Raw genomic sequence first — 20,603 nt, 5'->3', positions numbered from 1 at the left:
CATAAACTTTAAATAAACACCAAATAAACAACGACTGTAATTAAATCATCAAAAGCAAAACAATTGTTTCAGCGAGTCATAGTCTGGCATGTAGGACTTATCTTATTCAGCCCCCTCAGCATTTCCAAGAGCGTTTATTGAACGTACCATTTTTTAACAGTGCGACGTCGGAAAAGCTTCAACATAAAAAGATTTCAAGCATTGAATTTCGAACATTCACAACCTGCTGTTCACCCAGGTTAATCCAGCCTTGCCATATCCATTCAGTAGAAAAGCATAATGATCGAGATAACGAGCCTGACAAAAACCATGGGCGGAAAAAACATTATTCATGACTTCTCATTCAACGCCCAACCCCAGGAATGCCTCGGGCTGTTTGGAAATGATGGTGCGGGAAAAACAACTATTATCAAAATGATCTCAGGCTCGACTACACCCTCTTCAGGTCATATAAAAATATTCGGTAACGATATCGCCCTGAACGCATTCCAGGCAAAGAAAGTCACCGGCTACCAGCCAGAGCGACTCTTGAGCCATGGTGCAATGAGTGTAAAGGCCTTTCTCGGTTTCATTGCCGAAATACGCGGATTCCGCGGCGCGGAAAAACGCAAGATGATTGACCGGGCAGTTGCACGGCTTGAGTTGTGGCGGATACTCAAAAGCCCGGTGGAAACCCTCACGGACGGGTTGAAACGCAAGGTAGCCATCGCCCAGGCAATCCTGCATGACCCCGGCCTGCTGTTGCTCGACGAGCCAACAGAAGGTCTGAGTGCCGACCATAAACACAAAGTCAGAATGCTCATCAAGTCGCTCAGCGACGAGATGACGATCATTGTCGCGTCCCGTGCGCCGGAAGAACTGACCGGGATTTGTACCCGCGCACTGGTGATAGCCGACGGCCGATTGGTGGCAGACGCTTCGGTGCCCGAACTGCAGCGCAGCTCCCGTCATCACCAGGCGGTCACCCTTGCAGCCGACACACCGCTGGACCTGTTGGCCCTGGCGGTATTGCCCGGGGTCGCCGGCATCGAGGAAGACCGCGAGACTCCCGGCACAGTGACCGTACTCGCCCTGCCGGGGCAAATCATCTACCCCCACATCAATGCACTGGTCACCCAGCGCCGCTGGAAGCTCAATGCCCTGAACCTGGAAGCCGGGCGCCTGGATGACGTTGTGCACCATATGAGCCAGGAGGCATCGATTTGAAACTTCTCCCGGTCATATTCAAGCGTCAACTGGTCAGTTATCTTTCGGCACCCCTCACTTACCTGAGCACTGCGGTTTTCCTGACCGCCGCTGCTGTATTTGGCTTCCATGCAACCCGGTTACTGGAAGTCGGCAGTGCCGACTTGCAGGGCTTCTTCCAGTTGCACCCCTGGCTCTACTTACTGTTGACACCTGTTCTATGCACTCGGCTTTGGGCCGACGAGCCCACCACCGGTTCCATGGAGTTGCTGAAAACCCTGCCCGTCACACGTTTCGAGATAGTGGTCGGAAAGTTTCTGGCGGCCTGGATTGTTTCTGGCGTGGCCCTGCTGTTGACCTTCCCGATAGTTATCACCGTCAACTATTTTGGCAATCCGGACAATACAGTCATTGCGTCACAATACCTGGGAAGTTGGGTATTGGCCGGATGTTATCTATCCGTGGGCTGTTTTATCTGCGCACTGACACACCATCGCGCGATTATATTCACCGTAACCCTGTGCTTGCTGCTGACCGCCAGTGGCCTGTCATCCATTCTTGATGCAATTGAACATCAAGTTCCGGTATGGCTGATTGACCGCCTTCTTTCCCTGAGCCCGTCTGCGCGTTTTGCCGCCATTGACCAAGGGGTACTGGCTCTTCAAGACAGTTTGTACTTCATCAGTATGATCATCGCCTTTCTTGGCGCGACGGTCATTGTCCTGAATGTAAGAAACGGTTGAGAAGGACACATCACGATGAAAACGCGACTAAGTGCCAGCCTCACAATTATCACGCTGCTGTTACTGTTTCTCGCTTTTAACCTGGTCTGGGCACTGAAACTTCCAAATCCACGGCTGGATTTTTCGGAACAGAACATCCATACACTTTCCGATCCTGTACAGGCTATGCTCGGTTCACTGGAAACACCGGTGGATCTGTACTTCTTCAATTCAAGCAACCGTGCACACAAAGCCAACGCCGTTGAAAGCTACGCTAAACGGGTAGAGCTGTTGCTCAAGGAATATGAAAAAGCGGCAAAGGGCAAAATCAACCTGCACCTCATCGACCCCACCCCTTTTTCTGAAGATGAATACAAAGCCAGGTTACTGGGACTTGACGAACAACACGGATTCTTCGGCCTGGTGGGTACCAGCGCGGGCCATGCGCCCCATAGCATCCCGTCATTCAGCCCGGACCGGGAGTCACTGCTGGAGTATGAAATCAGCCATTTGATTCATAAGGTGATCCACCCCGAGCAACCCGTCATGGGCGTGATCTCCCGGCTGCCAATAAACGGTGAGCGAGATGAACGCAACGGCGTTAATACGCCTCCCTGGCAGGTGTTGCAGGAGATCCGTCGCCAGTTCAACGTGGTGAGCCTGGAGCCGGGTATCGCGCAAATTCCTGAACACGTCAAAACCCTGATGGTGGTTCATCCCGGCAACCTGCCTGACCAAACCCTTTACGCAATAGACCAGTTTGTATTGGGCGCAGGCAAGTTGATGATGTTTATCGACCCGCTTGTCGGGCTGGACACCAGCGTCACGACTCCGGAAAACCCCAGGCTGGAGGCATTGCTGTCCGCCTGGGGCATCCAGATGCCCGCGAACAAGGTGATTGCCGATCGCGACTATGCCACTTCGGTGATCCTGACCACCGGCCAGCCGCCTGTGCGCCATCCCGCGGCACTGACCTTGCCCCGCCAGGCGATGGCACAGGATGACATCAGCGCCTGGAAACTTCACAACGTCAACGTCTTGAGCAGCGGCGCCCTGGCCCCTGCCAAGAGAAGCCGCATGACCTTCACCCCATTGCTGCAAAGCTCCGCGCACGCCGCGCTGTTTGAGGCAGAGCGCTTCGCCCTGCCAGCGCAGCTCAATTCACTGATCAATGAAACAGCCACTCGCGCTCAACAACAGGTGATCGCCGCCCGCGTCGAAGGGCCCGCCTATTCCGCCTTTCCTGACGGCATCAGTGGGCGTAACACCGGCTTGCAAAAGGCTGCGAACATCCATGTGGTCGTGGTCGCCGACACTGACCTGCTCAGCGATCGTGTGTCTGGAATGCTCCAGAAGCATCGCGCGGCGGGTAGCCCGTTGTCAGATAACGCGATGTTTGTATTGAACACCCTGGACAACCTGGCCGCGCCCGATGCACTGATGAACATTCGCCCCCGCGCAGGCGGTGCTCGATCACTGCAGGTGCTGCAGGCAATGCGCGAAGACGCGGCACTGGCCTACGGTGAGAAGTCCGCCGAACTGGCGCAACGCCTGGAACAAACGGAAAAGGAATGGCAACTGCTCAACCCCCCGACAATTTCCCCGGGCCCTCAGGCTGCAACCTCCAACACACTGCTGCAAGCGCTCAACAAGGAGCGGTTGCGAATCCCCATGGAAATTCACGCGCTGAAGGTCCAGTCATACGCCGAGGTTCACGCCCTGGAACGCAAAGTGAAGCTGCTCAATATCGTGCCTGTACCGCTGATACTGTGCCTGATTGCGGGGGGTATTTTCCTGTTGCGTCGCCGTCACCGGCACCTGCCTTCAGCAGCGTTCTACTGAGGGCTCAACGCCGGGCGATCAGCCCTTGCCGGGCAATGCGGGTCAGTTGGCGTATCACTTCGCCCGCGTCGCTGGCACTGGGCGCCTGAATGACGGCCAGGTCGAAGCTGTTGGACGCAAAGCGCGCAAGGGAGTCGCCGTCTTCGACAAACTGGATCAGAAAGGCCGAAGGCCGCCCCGTGCGGCGCGGCCAGCCATCCAGATAGCGCAGCAACGTCGGCTGATGCTTGCCGCCCAAGAGGATTTTAGGATTGCGTTGGGTCAGGTCCGCGGTGATCGGGGCCAGGCGTATGAGGGGGCGTAGTGCATTCATTGTGTCGTGTCTCTGCCTCAAAAGTCTGCGGGCAGGTGAGAGGCAACACCGAACCAGCGCTTTAGCGGAATTTCGAAGCTGGCCTATGGCTCTGGCTTCTGTCGGGACTGTGATCAGTCACCGGTGGCGCCCCGCAATTAGCTGTTTAAATCGGCGCATGGGCAACATCCTAGAGAAGCCTGTAGGGCGGTGTCAAGAATCCCGAGCAACGAAAAGGCCCGCACTGGGCGGGCCTTTTAAGGGGGGTTCGCGGTATCAGTGAGTGATGGCGCGGTCTGCGGACAATTTGCCCGCACCTTCCAACAACACGGCAAGCGTACCGCCCAGCAGCGCCAGGGCGAACTCGTAGCCGTTGTTGGCCATGAACAAACCGTTATGGATATGCACCGAGAAAATCGCCACCAGGGAAATGATCGACAGGCCGAGTGCCGCTGGCCGCGCCAGCAAACCAATGATCAGCGCCAGCCCGGCGAAGAACTCGGTACCACCGGACAACACCGCCATCAGGGTACCCGGGGCCAGGCCGATACTTTCCATCCACTGGGCAGTGCCCGCCAGGCCGCCGCCGCCAAACCAGCCAAAGAGCTTTTGCGAACCGTGGGCGGCGAAGATGATCCCGACAAAAATCCGCAGGACAGTCAGGCCGTAGCCGGCGCGGGTGGAGAGGATGCGGGTGATCAATGGGCTCATGCTGATAATCCTTTTCAAGGTAGGGGTTGGGTTGGCCGCTATATTAATCAGTTTAAACAATGATAAAAGCCGATAAAGCGGCTCATAATTATCGAATTAATAGATTATTTACGTGAGGCAACCCGTGGCGCTGCCGGCTCCAACGACTCCCGCTCACGATCAAACGCCAGGTAATACTTGTTCACGCTATTAACATAGCTGACGCCGCTCATTCCCACCTGCTCCATGGCAATGCGCTCGACCTGGAAAAACCATTGGTTTGGGTTAAGCCCCCGCCGCCGCGCTTCGGCACGCATTCCCTGGACCCGCTCGGGCCCCATGTTGTAGGCCGCCAGCACAAACGCCATGCGCTCGCGCTCGTTGAGCTTGGGGCTTGAGAAGAACTTGCGCCGGATCATCGCCAGGTACCGCGCGCCCGCCTGCACATTATTGTCCAGGCTTTCGATGTTGTTCACCCCGACCCGCTGCGCCGCCGATGGCGTGATCTGCATCAGCCCGGTGGGGCCGCCGCTGCTGCGAGCGCCAGGGTCCAGGGCAGACTCCTTGAACGCCAGCGCGGCCAGGTTCAGCCAGTCCATGCCCTGCTCGCGGGCATGCTTTTGCAGCACCGGGCGCAGTTTTTCCAGGCGCTGGCGGTCGACGCGAGCCAGTGGATAACGTACCTGGTAGAGGCGGCGGTAGATGCGCTGGAACGCCACATCCTGATCGGACGGCGTGCGGTAGGTCTTGAGGAAGCGATCAATACTGGCCCGCAGCATCGAGGCATCCTGGCGCACAAACCAATACTCTTCGCCCGGCTCGCTGATGGTCACTTGCCGGTCGAAACGCAGCTTGGGCAGGATCTTCGCCCAGCGTTCGGCAATCGGCCGCTCGACAATGGTCAGGTGGAAAATCCCGGCCTGGACCATCTCCAGCACGTCCTCTACCGCGAGGCTCGGATCCACCCATTCCACCTTCACCGGCGGCAATTTGTGCAGCGCCAGCTTTTGGTTGACCTGGCTGATCGCATCAGACGCGGCACTGCCCGTGGTCAAGGCCAGCGTGCGCCCGGACAGTTGCTCCAGCCGGGTAAACCGCCGCTCGCCCTTCAGCCCCACCAGCCATAACGGCACGTCGCTGGCGATCGGGTCGCTGGTGGCAATCTTGTGGGCGGCTTTCACATCCAGCAATTCGCCGGGTGCCACCAGGTCGCCCTCGCCACGGGCCAATGCGCCAATCAGCTGATCCTTGGCCTTGGGAATAATCTTGAGGTTGATTTCCTCGCCGTCACGGGCGTGACCGTTGAGGTATTGCTCGAAAGCGCGCAGGCGATGGTATTCAACACCGATGGCCTGGCCCTGGACTTCGCCGGAACTGTTGCGGCTCTGGTTGACCAATACCCGCAAGGTGCGGCTGCTGCGGATTTCCGCAAGGTCGCGGACCTTGCCGGGCCGGGTCACTTCCAGCGGCCCGTCCAGACGCGCAACCGCCGCCATGGGCAGCAGTAACGTCAGGCACAACACAAGCAACGCCGAGGGTCGGATCATCCGCTCTCCGGAAGAAAGAATACTGCCCATTGCTTCGCGAAAAACGAGGCGTTGGGGGACAGAAACAGAGCGCCATGAGCGCAGGCTTTGGGCGCAAGGGTGGCACGGCAGATGGCGACAAACCAAACACGGTGTTACTTGCGACTTTCAAAGACAGCTTTAACTCGTTGTAGTTCTTGGCTTTTCTTATAAATCTACAGCTCTGATATGCTTTCCGACCGCAGGCGGAGGTAGCACCATGCAACTCATTGATATCGGCGTCAACCTGACCAACCCAAGTTTCGACGAAAAGCACCAGGCCGTTCTCGACCGTGCCTACGCCGCCGGGGTGAGCCAATTGGTGCTCACCGGTACCAGTGTCGACGGCAGCGAACAGGCCCTGGAGCTGTGCCAGCAACTGGACGAAAGTGGCCAACGCCTGTTCGCCACCGCCGGCATTCACCCCCACTCTGCCAGTGACTGGAACGCCGAAAGCGCCAGGCGCCTGCGCGGCCTGCTCAAGGAAAGTCGCGTGCGTGCGGTGGGTGAATGCGGGCTGGATTTCAACCGGGATTTCTCACCGCGCCCCCAGCAGGAAAAAGTCCTCGAAGAACACCTGGCCCTGGCCGTGGAGTTGAAGCTCCCGGTATTCCTCCACGAACGTGACGCCAACCAGCGCCTGCTGGAAATCCTGCGGGACTACCGCGATCACCTGTCGGCCGCCGTGGTGCACTGCTTCACCGGCGAGCAGCGGGCGCTGTTCAGCTACCTCGACCTGGACCTGCATATCGGTATCACCGGCTGGATCTGTGACGAGCGCCGTGGGACGCACCTGCATCCGCTGGTCAGGGAAATTCCCCGGGGCCGCCTGATGCTGGAAAGCGACGCGCCCTACCTGCTGCCTCGCACCCTGCGGCCCAAGCCGAAAAACGGTCGCAACGAACCCGCCTATTTACCGGAAGTCCTGCGGGAGGTCGCGTTGCACCGCGAAGAAACCGTGGAAGACCTGGCGCAACACAGCACCGCCTGTGCCCGCGCCTTTTTTGGATTGCCTGTGCCGGATTGACGCGGCGCATTGACCCATATCAAAACCCGGCATCCCGATAGCGGCACAATAATGGCACCTTGCCAATGCTGTTTCCGCTATCAGAGAAAACCTTCCATGGGTGCCTGGCTTAGCAACATCTCGCTGAAGTACAAATTCTGGGCCGTGAACGCGGTCGCCTTCATCACCACCCTGCTGCTGGTGTTGTACGCCGTGCAGCTCGAACAACAGGCCCGCAGCCAGGCCTCACAGGCGTCGGCGCAAGCCCAGGGGCGCTTGCTCGTTGCCTGGCCCGCCGGCCAGCCACTGCCCAAGGGCGAGCACTGGCTGACGTTTGCCAGGGGCAAAGTCCCACAACTGGGCGACGAAGATCTGTCAGCCCTGGCCAACGCCAGTGGCTGGGTGGATTTCAATCACATGCCACTGCTCGGCGAAAACCCGCTGATGGGCGCCGAAGTAATCAGCCGTGCCGACGGTCAACAGGTCGCCGTGCTGGCCTACGGGCCCAGCTTGAGCCAAGTGTTCGAAGAACGCTTCGCCAACTACGCCGTAGCGGTGATGATTCTGATGCTGGCCATGCTCGGCGCCTCACAGCTGCTGATCCGCTTTCTCCTCAGCCAGCTCAACACCTTGAAAGACGTGATGCTGCACGTCGAGAAAACCGGCGACCTCTCGGCCCGCGTCCCCCTGGCCTGCAAGGATGAAGTCGGGCAGATGGCCAGCGCCTTCAACGCGATGCAGGCGGGTTATCAACGCGTGGTCAACACGGTTGCGCGCACCGCCAGGCAACTGGACGACGGCGCCGCACGCCTGGCCAGCAGCATGAACGAGGTGCAGCACGGCATGCTCGGCCAGCAAAGCGAAACCGACCAGGCCGCCACGGCGATCAACGAGATGACCGCCACCGTCTACCACATCGCCCAGCACGCCGGCGCCACCCGCGACCTGTCACAGACGGCCGATACTCTCGCCGGCAGCGGCCAGGAAGTGGTCAGCCGGGTACAGCGCTCGATTGCCGGGCTGTCCACCGGCGTGCAGCAGACCGCCGAAATGATCCAGAAGCTGGCCGAGGACAGCCAGAAAATCAATGGCGTGGTCGGGGTGATTCACAGCATCGCCGAACAGACCAACCTGCTGGCCCTCAACGCCGCCATCGAAGCCGCCCGCGCCGGCGAAATGGGCCGGGGTTTTGCCGTGGTCGCCGACGAAGTGCGCAACCTGGCCAAGCGGGTGCAAAGCTCCACCGATGAAATCACCCGCATGGTGTCCGCCCTGCAAGCCGGCACCCGGGACGCGGTGGATTTCATGCAGGAAAGCTCGTTCAAGGCCGACGACTGTGTGCAACAGGCTCAAGAAGCCGGGATTGCCCTCGCCGAGATCACCGGCGCGGTGGCGCAGATGCGTGAGAGCAACACGCAGATTGCCGTGGCTGCCGAGCAGCAAAGCCATGTGGCCGAGGAAATGAATCGGGCGGTGGTGAGCATTCGGGACGTCACCGAAAACACCGTGCAGCAGACGGTAGACTCGGCGACCACCAGCAATGAGCTGGCAACCCTGGCCGGGGAACTGAGCAAGGCCATCGGCCAGTTGCGGCTCTAACCCCTAAAGGGATGGCTATGGCCCCCATAGCCATCCTTGATTCGCAGCCCCACCCTGCCCGACCTAAACTCTGCTCAAGATGTTTCAACGGACAGAGGAATCACGATCATGGGCAAACGTCATCCAAATATCCCCGCCTGGCAATGGCGCACCCACCCGCAAAATCACCAGCACGGGACCAATCAAGTGTTGCAGCTGATTGCGCTGCCACTCCTGGTCATCGGTTTTCTGTTGATGGCATCGGGCGTGTTCAGCGAGAACCTGGCGAGTGCCGCCATCGGTATCGTCGGCATTCTGGCAGCCCTTGCATTGCAGCATCACGGTCGCCGCCTGGAGGCACGCGGCAGCGACGCCTCCAGCGATCAACACTTGCTGGTCTGAGGACTCAGGCGAACACCACCACCGACTGGCGGCTGATAGCGATCAACTGGCCGTCGGGGCTCCACAACTGCGCAGCCGCATGACCATAGCCATCGCGGGCGTGCTCGATGTGGACCAGGTATTGGCACCAGTCCAGGGTGCTCAGGTTTTGCAGCGGTTGGACAAATTCGATGGTCCAGGTCAGGGTGCTGCCGGCCGCCGGTTGTTTCAGGTGCGGCAACACCGACGGTGGCCACGCATCCACCAGCGCGAGGATGTGCGCTTCGGTCAGCGGCTCTTCTTTTACATCGCCACGCAAGCGCACCCAGCCGCCCATCTCCCGGGATGTATTGCCGGTGAACGGCAGGCCACCGACGCTCCAGCGCATCGCCAGGTGGCGCATGAACTCCGGCGTCACGCCTTTGATGTAGGGCAACTCCTGGCATTCATCCCAATGCTTGAAGGTGGGCGCCGGTTCGGCGGCGACGTCAATCTGCGAAGGCCGTGATGCGCCAAAACTGGCCTGCACCAGGGTCATCGTTTCACCGTTCTGCACCACACGTCCCAGCACTTGGCTGACGGCCTTGCCTTCGCGCAGCACTTCGACTTCGTAGCGGGCCGGCACGTCCGGCGCCACCGGGCCCACAAAGGTGATCGCCAGTGAGCGCAACGGGCGATCCGCCGGGACCTTCGCCCGCAAGGCCTCGTACTCCAACGCCGCAACCAGCCCGCCAAAGCTGGCGCGGCCCTGGGCCCATTCGGCCGGGATCGAAACGTCCAACGGGTGGCTGCGGGCAGCGTCGAGTAAATCACTAAAGCGCATGGCGGTCTCAACTTGAAAAAGGAGTTGAGGGATCTTAACCAGCCGGCCTACACCATGCAGCGCCTATTCCGGCCAAAATCCCGGACAGATAGGTCGCAGGGTCAAGCGAAGCAGTCGGCGTTCAACTTATCCAAAACCCGATCCGCCTGCCCTTCCGCCTCGGCCATGGTGCGGTGCCAACCAGGCACGCACGCCTGCAAATCGGGCTCGTGCCCGGCTTGCGCCAGCCATTGCCAGCAATCGTGCCAATCACCCAGGGCGCCCTGGGCCGCCTTGAGACGCGATATGGCTTTGGGCGGTAGCTTGTTCAGCTCGGGATAAGCCTCGGCCGCATAACGCACGCGCTTGATCAACAGGCGCAGGCGATGACGGTCGTGGTTGGGGTCGTGCAGCGCTTCGCCGAGCTTCTTCCATTGCTTGGCCAGGCGGTTTTCAATGCGCGTGCGCAGGCCCTTGAGCAATTTCTGCCGTTGGGAGGCGCGGATAAAGCGGGGGAATGCTTCGAGGATCAACAGCAGTTGCGCCAGCTCAGGCCCTTGTGCAACCGAGCGGTAGGTGGCCGGCTGCTGCCGGATACGCCGCTCGGCCGCCTCATGATGGCCGTGTTGGTGGAGGTACGCCGCCAGCACTTCGCGGTCGCGAAATGGCGTGGTCAGTTGGCCGACGGCACTGGCGGCCGCCTCGAGCTGCTCGACACCGGGCAACCCGCGCAATGGCCGCAACAGGCTGCGCAAGCGCCGCACCGTGGTGCGCAGATCGTGCAGGGCCTCGTCGTCCGTGACGGCGGCGAGGCGCGCCTGGCAGCTCAGTAACCCAACTTCCAGGCCGATGATCTGAGCGACTAGCTGATCGACCAAGGCTGACATCCTTTCCTCCTCAATGATTAAACCTTCGGGCTTGAGGCCGCCGACGCAGCCTCGTTGCACTCGACAACTGCTACGCGGGGTTAGCGCCCTGCGCGCGACTCACGAATATAGAAGCGGGCTTTCTCGGCCTTGGTCGAGCAGCCTTCGAAGGCTTCGAACTGCTGCTGGGTCTTGGCGCCAGTCAACAACGACAGAGCCTTGGAGTAACTCACGGTGCCGGCGAAACCTTCGGCCTTGGCCAGGTCCAGCTCGTGCCACGCAGCATCCAGTTGCGTGCCGCAGCTGTCGCGATAAGCGGTTTTCCCGGCACAACCGGCCAGGGCCAACACGATCACAGGCACACACATCCAGGCTTTCATCAAATGACACCTCAAGAAAAGAAAAAACAGTCACAGGTGTAGACGTTGCCTACACCGAAAAGTGCCTTATCCGACTGCCTGAATCCGCAGTCCCGATTGCCAGAGCATACCCGAGCGTGGTGGCCCGCTCGCGAAAATAATCGGTTGTGACAGTGATGATTGAAGCGCGCCCCTCGATGGGTGCATTGTGGTCACCTGTTTTACGAAGGATCAGGTCATGAAGAAACGTGTTGCATTGGTGCTGGGCTCCGGCGGCGCCCGGGGCTACGCCCATATCGGCGTGATCGAGGAAATCGAAAAACGCGGCTACGACATCGCCTGCATTGCCGGTTGCTCCATGGGCGCCGTGGTGGGTGGGATCTATGCCGCGGGCAAGCTGGAAGAGTACCGAAACTGGATCGAAAGCCTCGACTACCTGGACGTACTGCGCCTGGTAGACGTGAGCTTTCGCCTGGGGGCGATCCGTGGCGAGAAGGTGTTCGGGCAGATCCGCAAGATCGTCGGCGAGATCAATATCGAAGACCTGCGCATTCCCTACACCGCCGTGGCCACGGACCTGACCAACCAGCAGGAAATCTGGTTCCAGGAAGGCTGCCTGCACCAGGCCATGCGGGCCTCGGCGGCGATTCCCAGCCTGTTCACCCCGGTGATGCAGGGCAATCGCATGCTGGTGGACGGCGGCTTGCTGAACCCTCTGCCGATCGTGCCGGTGGTGTCGAGCCACTGCGACCTGATCATTGCGGTCAACCTCAACTCCACCAACCAGAAGCACTACAAGCTTCCGGTGATCCAGCGTCCGCCGGCGTTCAGGAGCCGCTTCGACAACCTGGTGCGTTCACTGGGTTCGCACTTGCCGTTTCGGCGCAAGCAGGCCGAGCAGTTGTTGATGCTGGAACAGGAAGCGCTGCTGGCCCAGGCTGCCGACATCAACCCGTGGCTGGACTCTGCCGAACCCGAGGCGCAACAACCGGCGGCGGCACCGGAAAAGGCCGGGGCGCCAAAGTCGGCGACCGGCTCGTTCATCATCGATAACGTGGGGCCTGCATCGCTGCTGGATTTGATCAACCAGAGCTTTGAGGTGATGCAGACGTCATTGGCGCAGTACAAGATCGCCGGGTATCCGCCGGATATTCTGATCAACGTGCCGAAGCGCGTGTGCCGGTTTTTCGAGTTTTACAAAGCGCCGGAGTTGATCGCGCTGGGGCGGGAGATCGCGAGCGATACGCTGGATCGTTACGAGAGCGAGCAACACTGAGGTTTGATAAGCAGGGCTTGTGTGGCGAGGGAGCTTGCTCCCGCTGGAGTGCGAAGCGCTCCCAGGATTCTGGGGCTGCTGCGCAGCCCAGCGGGAGCAAGCTCCCTCGCCACAGGTGAGCTAACGCTTCAGGCTTCGGTGTTCAATAGCCGATACCCAACACCGGCCTCAGTCACGATAAACCGTGGCTGGGTCGGATCATCCGCCAGTTTCTGGCGCAGATGCCCCACCACAATCCGCAGGTAATGGCTGTCTTCGGTATGGGTCGGGCCCCAGATATCCTTGAGCAGTTGCTGCTGGGTGATCACCCGCCCGGGATGCCGCGCCAGTTGCGCCAGCACCGCGTATTCCTTGCGGGTCAGCGCCACTTCGACACCGTCCAGCAGCACCCGCCGATAAGCCAGGTCTACCGTCAGCGGGCCAAAGCGCAACGCCGCTTCCTGGGCCTCCCCCGCCGGCGCCTGGCGCAACAACGCCCGCACCCGTGCAAGAAACTCCTGGATGCCAAATGGCTTGGTCACATAGTCATTCGCGCCGTTGTCCAGCGCCTCGACTTTTTGCACTTCACTGGCTCGCACCGACAACACCAGTACCGGTACCGTGGACCACTCACGAAACTCGCGCAGCACCTGCTGGCCGTCCATGTCCGGCAGGCCGAGGTCAAGCACCAGCAGGTCCGGTTTACTCAAGGCGGCCTGCGCCAGGCCTTCGTTGCCGGTGCCGGCCTCGATCACTTTGTAGCCCTGGGAGGCCAGGCTGATACGCAAGAACTTGCGGATCTGCGGTTCGTCGTCAATGACCAAAATCGTCGCAGTTTGGCTCATGGTGTCCAATCAAAATCCGTGAAGAAAAGAGGGTAGCTCAAGGTTCGCTTTCCAGGCCAGGCTGGGCCTGCAATGGCAGGAATAAAGTGATGCAGGTGCCACGGCCCTCAATGCCGTCGGCCACGCTGATATGCCCGCCGTGGGCGCCGACCATGCCCTGGCAGATCGCCAGGCCGAGCCCGGTGCCCTGCCCGCCGCGATCCCCCCTGGCGGCGGTGTAGAACATATCGAAAATTTTCGCCCGCTCCTCCTCGGGAATCCCCGGTCCCTCATCGGCAACAGCAAAAAACAACTGGTTATCCTGCACGCCCGCGCTGAGTTTCAGCCGGCCTTGTGGCGGCGAGAAGCGTGCGGCATTTTCCAGTACGTTGACCAGTGCCTGCTCGATCAACGCGGCATGCACGTAGAGCAGCGGCAGCTCGGGCGGCACGTCGGTGATCACCTGCAGCGGCGCCAATACCGCACGCAAGCGGCCCAGGGAGCTGCCGACGATATCGCCGGGTGACACCCAGTCCCGCGCCAGCTTCAGCGCGCCGTGGCCCAGACGAGTCATGTCCAGCAGGTTCTGGATGTAGCGATCCAGGCGCTCAGCCTCATCGCGAGTGCCTTCCAGCAGCTCCCGGCGATCTTCCAGGGGAATCGCCTCGCCGAGGGCCAGCAGGCTGTCGATGCTGCCACGCATGGAGGTCAGCGGTGTGCGCAAATCGTGAGACACCGAAGCCAGCAAGGCGCTGCGCAATTGCTCGGTTTCGCCGTGCAGGCGCGCGGCTTCCAGCTCCTGGCCGAGTTGTGCACGGGCCAGGGCTTGAGCCAATGGCTGGCTCAAGGCCGTGAGCAGGCGACGGCGCTGGCCGCTCAGTTCAAGCCCGGCCTTCGGGCTGACCCCCAGCAGACCCAACGGGCCTTCTTCGCCGGACAACGGCCACCACCACCAGCGCCCGAACGGCAAGGTGCCGGTGCCCATGCCGGCCGGCTGATCGTGCTGCCAGGCCCAGTCGGCGGCGGCGCGTTCGGCTTCGGTAAAGGTGATCGGGCCACCGGTCTCGACCTTCCAGTCGCCCTGCCCGTCGCGGTTGAGCAGGCACAATTGCAGGTCGCTCCAGCCTTCCAGATGATGCGCGGCGGCACTGATCACTGCCTGGCGATCGGTGGCGGCGGTGAGTTTGCGGGACAGGTCGAGCAGCTCGGTGGTTTCTTCCTGGGTATCGCGCAGCGCCTGCAACTGCCGGCGCTGGCGTGCAGCGAGATTACCGGTAAGCGCCGCCATCAGCAGGAAGAACAACAGCGTCAGCACGTCTTCTTCACGCTGGATCGCGAAGGAGAAATTCGGCGGGATGAACAGGAAGTCGTAGCTCAGGAATGACAGCGCCGCACACGCCAGCGCCGGCCCCAGGCTACTGCGCACCGCCACCAGTAATACGGCGGCGAGGAACACCAGCGAGATATTCGGCAACGGCAAGGCACTGGCGACACCCCATGCGACTGCGGCCGCGATCACGGTCGCCACCACCGCCAGGGCATAGTCAAACCACACCAGCCCACGCACATCCGGCAGGCGCGGAGGGGCCGGAACTTCGTCGCTGTCGAGGACGTTGATTTCCAGGCCCCGTGCATTGCGCAGCAGGCGTGCCGCCAAGCCGCCACCAAACAGATTGCGCCGCCAGCGCGGCCGGGACTGCCCCACCAGAATCAAGCTGGCGCGACGCTCGGCGGCGTGCTGGATCAGGGTCTTGGCCACCTCCCCCGCTCGCAGCAACACCACTTCACCGCCAAGACGCTCGGCCAGTTGCTGGGCGTTTTGCAGACGCAGGCGCGATTGTTCATCGCGCACCCGGCCGTTATCCACATGCACCAGGCTCCACGGCAGATGCCGACGCTGGGCCACCCGGCTGGCGTGACGAACCAGGCGTTCGGCCTGGGCATCGCCGTCCACGCCCACCAGCAAGCGGCCACGCACAGCCGGTGCGGCCTGGCCCAATTGGCGATAACCCTGGGCCAGGTCATCGTCGACATGGGCCGCGGCGGTTTGCATCGCCAGCTCGCGCAGGGCCATGAGGTTGGTCTGGGTGAAGAAGGCATCGATGGCAGCACGGGCCTGTTCCGGCACGTAGACCTTGCCGTCCCGCAGGCGCTCCAGCAGTTCCCGGGATGGCAGGTCGATCAGCAGCAGTTCATCGGCTTCCTGCAAGACCCAGTCGGGCAAGGTCTCGCGCACTTGCACGCCGGTAATGCCGCGCACCTGGTCGTTGAGGCTTTCCAGGTGCTGGACGTTGACCGTGGTGAAGACGTTGATGCCCGCCGAGAGCAATTCCTGAATGTCTTGCCAGCGTTTTTCGTGGCGGCTGCCGGGGGCGTTGCTGTGGGCCAGTTCGTCCACCAGCACCAGTTTGGGCTTGGCGGCGAGCAGGCCGTCGAGGTCCATTTCCTCCAGCATCACGCCGCGGTATTCGGAACGCAGCAGCGGCTGTTGTGGCAAGCCGCTGAGCAAGGCTTCGGTCTCGGCGCGGCCGTGGGTTTCCACCACGCCGGCGATCAGCCGCACACCCTGGCGCAGTTGGGTGTGGGCAGCCTGGAGCATGGCGTAGGTCTTGCCCACGCCCGGGGCGGCGCCGAGGAAGACTTTGAGCCGGCCACGGCCGTCCCGGGGCAGATCGGCTAACAGGGCATCGGCGCGGCCGGAGTCGCTCATGCGGGCGGTCTTCCTTCAGGTGTTGATGTGGGTTTCTTGAGTCCGCCTTCGCGAGCAAGCCCGCTCCCACATTTGACCGCATTCCAAAGGTGAAACTCAGTCGAATGTGGGAGCGGGCTTGCTCGCGAAAGCGGCGCCACGGCTTACAGTTTTTCCAAGGCCATGTTCAACGCCAGCACGTTCACCACCGGCGGCCCCACCAGCGGGCTTTCGATGTGCTCGTCCATCAAGCGCTGCAGGGTCGCCACCGGCAGATTACGTGCGGCCGCTACCCGGGCCAGTTGATAGGCAATTGCCTGCGGTGGCAAGTGTGGATCAAGACCGCTGCCGGAGGTAGTCAGCAATGCCATCGGCACCGGTCCCTGGTCTGGCACCAGCATTTTCCTGGCATCGTCAAATACACGAGTGGCCAGTGCGGGGTTGCTTGGGCCGAGGTTGCTGGCGCTGCTGGAAACCGTAGCAAACGCACCGGCAGATGGCCGTGGGTGGAACCAGCCGTCACCGGTGAAATCCTGGGCAATCAGGCTCGAACCGCGAACCTTGCCGCTGGCATCGTGTACCAGGCTGCCGTTGGCCTGGACAGGGAATGCGACTTGCGCCACGCCGGTGACAACCAGGGGATAGGCCACGCCGGTGATCAGGCTCATCAACACCAGCAGGCTCAGGGCCGGGCGGATAATGTTGGACATTTCAAATTCCTCAATTCGGTCATTGCAACCTGCAGGCACCGGTTTGCCGGTACCTGCGGGCATCGAGTCAAACCAGGTGCAGCGCGGTCAACAGCATGTCGATCGCCTTGATACCCACGAACGGCACCACGATCCCGCCCAGGCCGTAGATCAGCAGGTTGCGACGCAGCAACGCCGCCGCACTCGCCGCCTGTACGCGCACACCGCGCAGCGCCAGCGGGATCAGCACCACGATGATCAGCGCGTTGAACACGATGGCCGAGAGGATCGCGCTCTGCGGGCTTTGCAGGTGCATCACGTTGAGCACACCCAGTTGCGGGTAGATCGAGGCGAATAGCGCTGGCAGGATTGCGAAGTACTTGGCCACGTCGTTGGCGATGGAAAAGGTGGTCAGCGCACCACGGGTCACCAGCAATTCCTTGCCGATCTGCACCACGTCCAGCAGCTTGGTCGGGTCGCTGTCGAGGTCGACCATGTTGGCCGCTTCACGGGCGGCTTGCGTGCCGTCGTTCATTGCCATGCCGACGTCAGCCTGGGCCAGCGCCGGGGCGTCGTTGGCGCCGTCGCCGCACATCGCAACCAGGCGACCATCGTTCTGTTCGTGACGAATGCGCGCGAGTTTTTTCTCTGGGGTGGCTTCGGCGAGCACGTCATCCACACCGGCTTCAGCGGCAATCGCAGCAGCGGTCAGCGGGTTGTCGCCGGTCACCATCACGGTGCGGATCCCCAGCTTGCGCAGCTCGGCAAACCGTTCGCGGATGCCGGGCTTGACCACGTCCTTGAGGTGAATCGCGCCGAGCAATTTGCCGTCGGCACACACCAGCAATGGTGTGCCGCCGCTCTGGGCGATCTTGTCGATTTCCCGCGACAGCGCCGGTTGCAGGTCGCGGCGTTGCAGGCCAATGAACGCCAGCAGCGAATCCACGGCACCCTTACGGAACACACGGCCCTGGTAGTCGACGCCGGACAGGCGGGTTTCCGCGCTGAACGGTACCGAGGTCAGCTCATCCGTCGACGGCTCGGCTTGCGGGTGCTGGCCGCGCAGGTATTCGACGATGGACTTACCTTCGGCCGTGTCGTCCGCCAAGGATGCCAGCAGCGCGCCCTCAGCCAGTTCCTTGCCGCTGACACCCGGCGCGGCGATCACGTTGGTGCAACGACGGTTACCGAAGGTGATGGTGCCGGTCTTGTCCAGCAACAGCACGTGCACGTCCCCCGCCGCTTCCACTGCGCGGCCGGACTTGGCGATCACGTTCAGACGCACCAGGCGGTCCATGCCGGCAATACCGATGGCCGACAACAGGCCGCCGATGGTGGTCGGGATCAGCGTCACCAGCAGCGCCACCAGGAACACCAGCGGCAGGTTGCCATTGGCGAAGTGGGCGAACGGCTGCAGGGTCACCACCACCAGCAGGAAGATCAGCGTCAGGCCGATCAGCAGGATGTCCAGCGCGATTTCGTTGGGGGTTTTCTGGCGTTTGGCGCCTTCCACCAGGGCGATCATGCGGTCCAGGGTCGACTCGCCCGGGTTGGCGGTGATGCGAATCATCAACCAGTCCGAGACCAGGCGGGTGTTGCCGGTGACGGCCGAGCGGTCGCCGCCGGATTCACGGATAACCGGGGCCGATTCACCGGTGATGGCCGCTTCGTTGACCGCGGCAATCCCTTCGATGACTTCGCCGTCGCCCGGGATCATTTCCCCGGCGACCACGCGTACCACATCACCTTTGCGCAGGCTGGTGGCCGGCACGACCTTGAAGCTGCCGTCGGCTTCCTTGCGGCGGGCGCTGAGGCCCTCGCTGCCGGCCTTGAGGCTGTCGGCGCGGGCCTTGCCGCGGCCTTCAGCCAAGGCTTCGGCGAAGTTGGCAAACAGCACGGTGAACCACAGCCACACGGCGATTTGCACGGAGACGTAGGTCGGTACGGCCACCTCCGGCACGAAGCACAGGATGGTGGTGAGGATCGCGGTCAGTTCGACCACCAGCATCACCGGCGAGCGTTGCAGCTGGCGCGGGTCCAGCTTGACGAACGCCTGGACCAGCGCCGGGCGCCACAGGGCCGACATTGCGGTCTTGGCTGGCTCCTGGGTTTTCACCGGAGCCGCGTTTTTTGCAGGCATATTCATTTTCATATCCCCTTAGAAGCCCATGCTCAGATGTTCAGCGATAGGCCCAAGTGCCAGCGTCGGCAGGAAGGTCAGGCCGCCCACCAGCAAAATGGTCACGGTCAACAGGGTCACGAACAGCGGGCCGTGGGTCGGGAAGCTGTTCTGGCCAATCGGTGCGGTCTTCTTCATCGCCAGGCTGCCGGCCAGGGCCAGTACCGGGAGGATGTAACCGAAGCGACCGAGCAACATCGACAGGCTCAACATCAGGTTGTGGAACGCGGTGTTGGCACTGAAGCCGCCGAACGCCGAACCGTTGTTGGCACTGGCCGAGGTGTAGGCGTACAGCAACTGGCTGAAACCGTGGGGGCCAGGGTTACTGATGGCACCGGCCGGGCCAGGCAGGCTGGCGGCGATGGCACCGAGTACCAGGGTGCCGACCGGCATCACCAGCAAGGTCACCACCAGCAACTGCACTTCCTTGGCCTGGAGTTTCTTGCCGAGGTATTCCGGTGTACGGCCAATCATCAAACCGGCGAGGAACACCGCAATCAACACGTTGAGCAACATGCCGTACATGCCGGCGCCGACGCCGCCGAAGATCACTTCGCCGACCATCATGTTGACCAGCGACACCATCCCGCTCAGGGGGTTGAGGCTGTCTTGCATACCGTTGACCGAACCGTTGGACGCGGCGGTGGTCGCCACCGACCACAACACGGTGCCAGTGGTGCCGAAGCGCGCTTCCTTACCTTCCTGCGGCGCGGCCTGTTCAACCGCCGGGTTGTTCAGCGCCGGGTTGGGTTGGTACTCGGCCCACATCGCGGTAGCACCGCCGATGATGAACAGGGCCAGCATGCAACCGAGGATCGCCCGGCTCTGACGCAGATCTTTCACGTAGTGGCCAAAGGTGAACACCAGCGCCACCGGAATCAGGATGATCGCGCCCAGCTCAAACAGGTTGGCCCAGGCAGTCGGGTCTTCGAACGGATGCGCCGAGTTGACGCCGAAGAAGCCACCACCGTTGGTGCCCAGTTGCTTGATCGCAATCTGGCTGGCAGCCGGGCCCAGTGGGATGACCTGGTCAACGCCCTGCATGGTGACCGCGTTCACATAGTGAGCGAAGGTTTGTGGCACGCCCTGCCAGACCAGGAACAACGCGAACACCAGGCACAACGGCAACAGGCCGTAGAGCGTGGCGCGAGTCATGTCGACCCAGAAGTTGCCCAAAGTCTTGGTGGATTTGCGACCGATCCCACGGCACAACGCGACCAGTACGGCGAGGCCGGTGGCGGCACTGACGAAGTTCTGCACGGTGAGGCCGACCATCTGACTGAGGTAGCTCAGGGACGCTTCACCGCTGTAGTTCTGCCAGTTGGTGTTGGTCATGAAACTGATGGCGGTGTTGAACGCCAGGGTCCATTCCTGACCCGGCAATTTCTGCGGGTTCAGCGGCAGGTATTCCTGGAACAGCAGGATCGCGAACAGCAGCACGAAACCGGCAAGGTTGAACGCCAGCAACGCCAGCGCGTATTTCTGCCAGCTCTGTTCCTGGTCTGCATCGACACCCGAAAGGCGATAGCACACGCGCTCGACCGGGCCGAACACCGGCGTGAGCCAGGTTCGCTGCCCTTCCATTACCTTGTAGTAGAACCGCCCCAGGGCCGGTGCCGGAATCAGCACCAAGGCAAAGAAGGCGATGATCAGCCAATAGTCATAACTGTGCATAGCCT

General features: G+C 61.5%; 17 protein-coding genes and 1 pseudogene. 7 read left to right on the top strand and 11 right to left on the bottom strand.

The features are described from left to right. Window positions 1-279 precede the first annotated feature (279 nt). Genes HX815_RS19775 through HX815_RS19765 form a run of 3 tightly spaced genes read left to right on the top strand, consistent with a single transcriptional unit; the run spans window position 280 to window position 3,749 of the window. A complete protein-coding gene (locus HX815_RS19775) occupies window positions 280-1,206 on the top strand; it encodes an ABC transporter ATP-binding protein (RefSeq protein ID WP_177028753.1) in 927 nt (308 codons plus the stop codon). Next, window positions 1,203-1,928, top strand: coding sequence for an ABC transporter permease (locus tag HX815_RS19770; protein WP_008437749.1), 726 nt, complete (start codon window positions 1,203-1,205; stop codon window positions 1,926-1,928). Before HX815_RS19775 ends, HX815_RS19770 begins: the two co-directional genes overlap by 4 nt. 15 nt (window positions 1,929-1,943) lie before the next feature. Continuing rightward, window positions 1,944-3,749, top strand: coding sequence for a Gldg family protein (locus HX815_RS19765; RefSeq protein ID WP_177028752.1), 1,806 nt, complete (start codon window positions 1,944-1,946; stop codon window positions 3,747-3,749). A gap of 4 nt (window positions 3,750-3,753) precedes the next feature. Here the strand turns inward: HX815_RS19765 and HX815_RS19760 are convergent, their stop codons facing one another. The 3 genes from HX815_RS19760 to HX815_RS19750 all read right to left on the bottom strand — a co-directional run bounded on the left by HX815_RS19760 (window position 3,754) and on the right by HX815_RS19750 (window position 6,278). Further along, window positions 3,754-4,062, bottom strand: a complete 309-nt coding sequence (locus HX815_RS19760; protein WP_003218736.1) for a hypothetical protein — start codon at window positions 4,060-4,062, stop codon at window positions 3,754-3,756. A 255-nt stretch (window positions 4,063-4,317) separates the two neighbouring features. Further along, window positions 4,318-4,752: a DoxX family protein gene (locus HX815_RS19755; RefSeq protein WP_003218737.1), complete on the bottom strand. Its 435-nt coding sequence runs from the start codon at window positions 4,750-4,752 to the stop codon at window positions 4,318-4,320. A gap of 104 nt (window positions 4,753-4,856) precedes the next feature. Then, on the bottom strand, window positions 4,857-6,278 hold the full coding sequence (locus tag HX815_RS19750; protein ID WP_102368437.1) for a transglycosylase SLT domain-containing protein: 1,422 nt from the start codon (window positions 6,276-6,278) through the stop codon (window positions 4,857-4,859). Between the two features lie 238 nt (window positions 6,279-6,516). Here HX815_RS19750 and HX815_RS19745 point away from each other — a divergent pair, with 238 nt between their 5' ends. From HX815_RS19745 to HX815_RS19735, 3 genes and pseudogenes are all read left to right on the top strand, one after another. Further along, on the top strand, window positions 6,517-7,323 hold the full coding sequence (locus HX815_RS19745; RefSeq protein ID WP_003218739.1) for a TatD family hydrolase: 807 nt from the start codon (window positions 6,517-6,519) through the stop codon (window positions 7,321-7,323). Window positions 7,324-7,419: 96 nt separating this feature from the next. Further along, a complete protein-coding gene (locus HX815_RS19740; protein WP_102368435.1) occupies window positions 7,420-8,901 on the top strand; it encodes a methyl-accepting chemotaxis protein in 1,482 nt (493 codons plus the stop codon). A gap of 108 nt (window positions 8,902-9,009) precedes the next feature. Continuing rightward, window positions 9,010-9,267, top strand: a pseudogene (locus HX815_RS19735) (terminase); the annotation flags it as partial. A gap of 19 nt (window positions 9,268-9,286) precedes the next feature. Here the strand turns inward: HX815_RS19735 and HX815_RS19730 are convergent. The 3 genes from HX815_RS19730 to HX815_RS19720 all read right to left on the bottom strand — a co-directional run bounded on the left by HX815_RS19730 (window position 9,287) and on the right by HX815_RS19720 (window position 11,309). Next, window positions 9,287-10,084, bottom strand: coding sequence for an acyl-CoA thioesterase II (locus HX815_RS19730; RefSeq protein WP_008437738.1), 798 nt, complete (start codon window positions 10,082-10,084; stop codon window positions 9,287-9,289). 101 nt (window positions 10,085-10,185) lie between these two features. Further along, a complete protein-coding gene (locus HX815_RS19725) occupies window positions 10,186-10,950 on the bottom strand; it encodes a CHAD domain-containing protein (protein ID WP_177028751.1) in 765 nt (254 codons plus the stop codon). A gap of 80 nt (window positions 10,951-11,030) precedes the next feature. Continuing rightward, window positions 11,031-11,309, bottom strand: coding sequence for a hypothetical protein (locus HX815_RS19720; protein ID WP_003218744.1), 279 nt, complete (start codon window positions 11,307-11,309; stop codon window positions 11,031-11,033). Window positions 11,310-11,526: 217 nt separating this feature from the next. Between HX815_RS19720 and HX815_RS19715 the strand changes: the two genes are divergently transcribed. Further along, window positions 11,527-12,564 (top strand): patatin-like phospholipase family protein, encoded by a 1,038-nt coding sequence (locus tag HX815_RS19715; protein WP_087693690.1) that lies wholly within the window; start codon window positions 11,527-11,529, stop codon window positions 12,562-12,564. Window positions 12,565-12,692: 128 nt separating this feature from the next. On the opposite strand, the gene HX815_RS19710 is transcribed toward HX815_RS19715, so the two are convergent. The 5 genes from HX815_RS19710 to kdpA form a co-directional block, all read right to left on the bottom strand. Beyond that, window positions 12,693-13,388 carry a response regulator gene (locus HX815_RS19710; protein ID WP_003218747.1) on the bottom strand — a complete coding sequence of 232 codons (696 nt, stop codon included), beginning with the start codon at window positions 13,386-13,388 and terminating at the stop codon, window positions 12,693-12,695. 37 nt (window positions 13,389-13,425) lie between these two features. Beyond that, window positions 13,426-16,077, bottom strand: coding sequence for a sensor histidine kinase KdpD (locus tag HX815_RS19705; protein WP_177028750.1), 2,652 nt, complete (start codon window positions 16,075-16,077; stop codon window positions 13,426-13,428). A gap of 143 nt (window positions 16,078-16,220) precedes the next feature. Continuing rightward, the gene (kdpC, locus tag HX815_RS19700) at window positions 16,221-16,766 is read right to left on the bottom strand and encodes a potassium-transporting ATPase subunit KdpC (protein WP_177028749.1); all 546 of its coding nucleotides are present in this window, start codon (window positions 16,764-16,766) and stop codon (window positions 16,221-16,223) included. 67 nt (window positions 16,767-16,833) lie between these two features. Beyond that, window positions 16,834-18,891, bottom strand: a complete 2,058-nt coding sequence (gene kdpB / locus HX815_RS19695; RefSeq protein ID WP_003218752.1) for a potassium-transporting ATPase subunit KdpB — start codon at window positions 18,889-18,891, stop codon at window positions 16,834-16,836. A gap of 12 nt (window positions 18,892-18,903) precedes the next feature. After that, on the bottom strand, window positions 18,904-20,598 hold the full coding sequence (gene kdpA / locus HX815_RS19690; RefSeq protein WP_003218753.1) for a potassium-transporting ATPase subunit KdpA: 1,695 nt from the start codon (window positions 20,596-20,598) through the stop codon (window positions 18,904-18,906). Window positions 20,599-20,603 lie beyond the last annotated feature (5 nt).

Origin of the sequence: Pseudomonas sp. E6002 (assembly GCF_013385565.1) — a bacterium.
GTDB lineage: Bacteria > Pseudomonadota > Gammaproteobacteria > Pseudomonadales > Pseudomonadaceae > Aquipseudomonas.
Note: the sequence above shows the minus strand (reverse complement) of the source record. Positions and strands in the feature narration are given on the sequence as shown.